Here is a 1759-nt window from a genome sequence, read left to right as displayed (position 1 = left end):
AGGTGGGGGTGGAGCGCTCGCACCCCGCCAACGGTAACCGCGGGCCCGGGCAGGGGCCCGGGGACGGTGACCGGATGGCGCGTCCCCGACGCCGGAGCGTGATGATCCGGCCGGCCCGGCGGACCCGGACGGCCTCCACCCCGAGCCCCGCCGGGCCCGCCGCGCCGGCCCCGGCGGGCGGCGGGGGAAGACTCCGGTGAAGGGTGACCGCACAGCCGTGACCGGGCCGTATCCGGCCGGCAGGGGAGAACGGCCCTCTTCCCGGGAAATGATTTGTCGGGACACGACGACCGGGCCCCGACACCCGGATCGCGCGGCGGTCGTGTCCGACTTGTGTCCCTCGACACATTCCCGATCGTGGTGGCGCCGTCCCCCGGGGTCGGGACACACTGTGGTTGATCGTCCCGGCGCGAGCCACGCGCCGCCGACGGAAACGGAGGCCGGCTGTGCCGAATGTCCTGGTTCTCAACGCCTCGTACGAGCCGCTGGGCGTGGTGCCCGTCCGGCGAGCCCTGATCCTGCTGCTGCACGACAAGGCGGTCAGCCTGGAGGACTCCGGCCTCCTCATGCGCAGCTCCAGCACGCAGATCCCCGCGCCCAGCGTGGTGCGGCTCAAACGTTTCGTCCGGATCCCCTATCGCGCCAACGTGCCGCTCACCCGTCGCGCGCTCTTCGCCCGGGACGGGGGCCGCTGCGCCTACTGCGGGGGCGTCGCCACCAGCGTCGACCACGTCATCCCGCGCAGCCGGGGCGGGGCACACGCCTGGGAGAACGTGGTGGCGGCCTGCCGCCGCTGCAACCACGTCAAGGCCGACCGCCACGTGGCGGAACTCGGCTGGCGGTTGCGGCATCAGCCCGCCCCGCCGTCGGGCCTCGCCTGGCGCATCATCGGAACCGGCCACCGCGACCCGCGGTGGCTTCCGTATCTGCGGCCGTACGGCGTGGGGGAGGAGGCGCCCGTCGTGGAGTGCCGGTAGCCGGTCGGCCGTCCCACGGGCCGTCCGGGGACGGGTGCCGACCCCGACGGCCCGGAAACGGGTACGGGGCGTCGCCGGCGACGGGGAGGCGGGCGACGGGACGCGCGGGCCGTGGTGAGCGGGAGGAGTCGGAGCCCGGGAGGGCCCGTCCCTCGTCCCCGGAACCCACGGGTCGTGCGGGGCGTACCGGATGTGTCGGTCATGCCGGGTATATCGAGTGTGCGGGGCATATGGGGCATGTGGGGTATGCGGAAAAAAGGTGACGTGGTGTGCGAACCCGGCACCCGGTGCCACGGGAGAGGTTACGGTGGTCACGGCCCCCGGTCCGCAAGAACCACCGTCGTCGGGGGCGACAACACCACATATTGCGTCGTGTCCCGGCGTGAGCCGCCCCACCTTCCCCGTTCCGAGAGGATTTCGGTGTGATGCCGTGAGTGCTTCGGGGTAGACCTCACTCCGGGTCGTTTGTCCACCACCCGAATGGAGAACCCCGTGCCCGCAGCCACCGAACAGGTTCCCCCCGCCCTCATCGCCCAGCCCGCCGGACGGGACGACGGGGAGCCCGTCAAACCCGAGGTCCCCGAACTGTGGGACGACACCGGTGAGCTGGACCTCTCCGATCTCTCCGGCCCCGAGTCCGGCCTCGACGGCGCGGGCTACGGAGGTCCGGTGTCCGCCCCCCTGACCAGCGAGCCCCCCCACGGCTCTCTCTTATACACATCTCCGAGCCCCCGCGACTTGCATATATCGCGTATGCGGTCTTCTGCTGGAAAAAAAACAAC

At 72.0% G+C, this 1759-nt stretch carries 2 protein-coding genes; both read left to right on the top strand.

The window, feature by feature from the left end; genetic code table 11:
• Positions 1-446: 446 nt before the first annotated feature.
• Complete coding sequence (locus FNQ90_RS21975; RefSeq protein ID WP_143620995.1) at positions 447-977, top strand: HNH endonuclease; 531 nt, start codon at positions 447-449, stop codon at positions 975-977.
• Between the two features lie 492 nt (positions 978-1469).
• Positions 1470-1759: hypothetical protein (locus FNQ90_RS27695; protein WP_228471474.1), on the top strand; the 290-nt coding region annotated here is incomplete at its 3' end.

The organism is Streptomyces alkaliphilus (assembly GCF_014141535.1).
Taxonomy (GTDB): Bacteria; Actinomycetota; Actinomycetes; order Streptomycetales; family Streptomycetaceae; genus Streptomyces; species Streptomyces alkaliphilus.
Note: the sequence above shows the minus strand (reverse complement) of the source record. Positions and strands in the feature narration are given on the sequence as shown.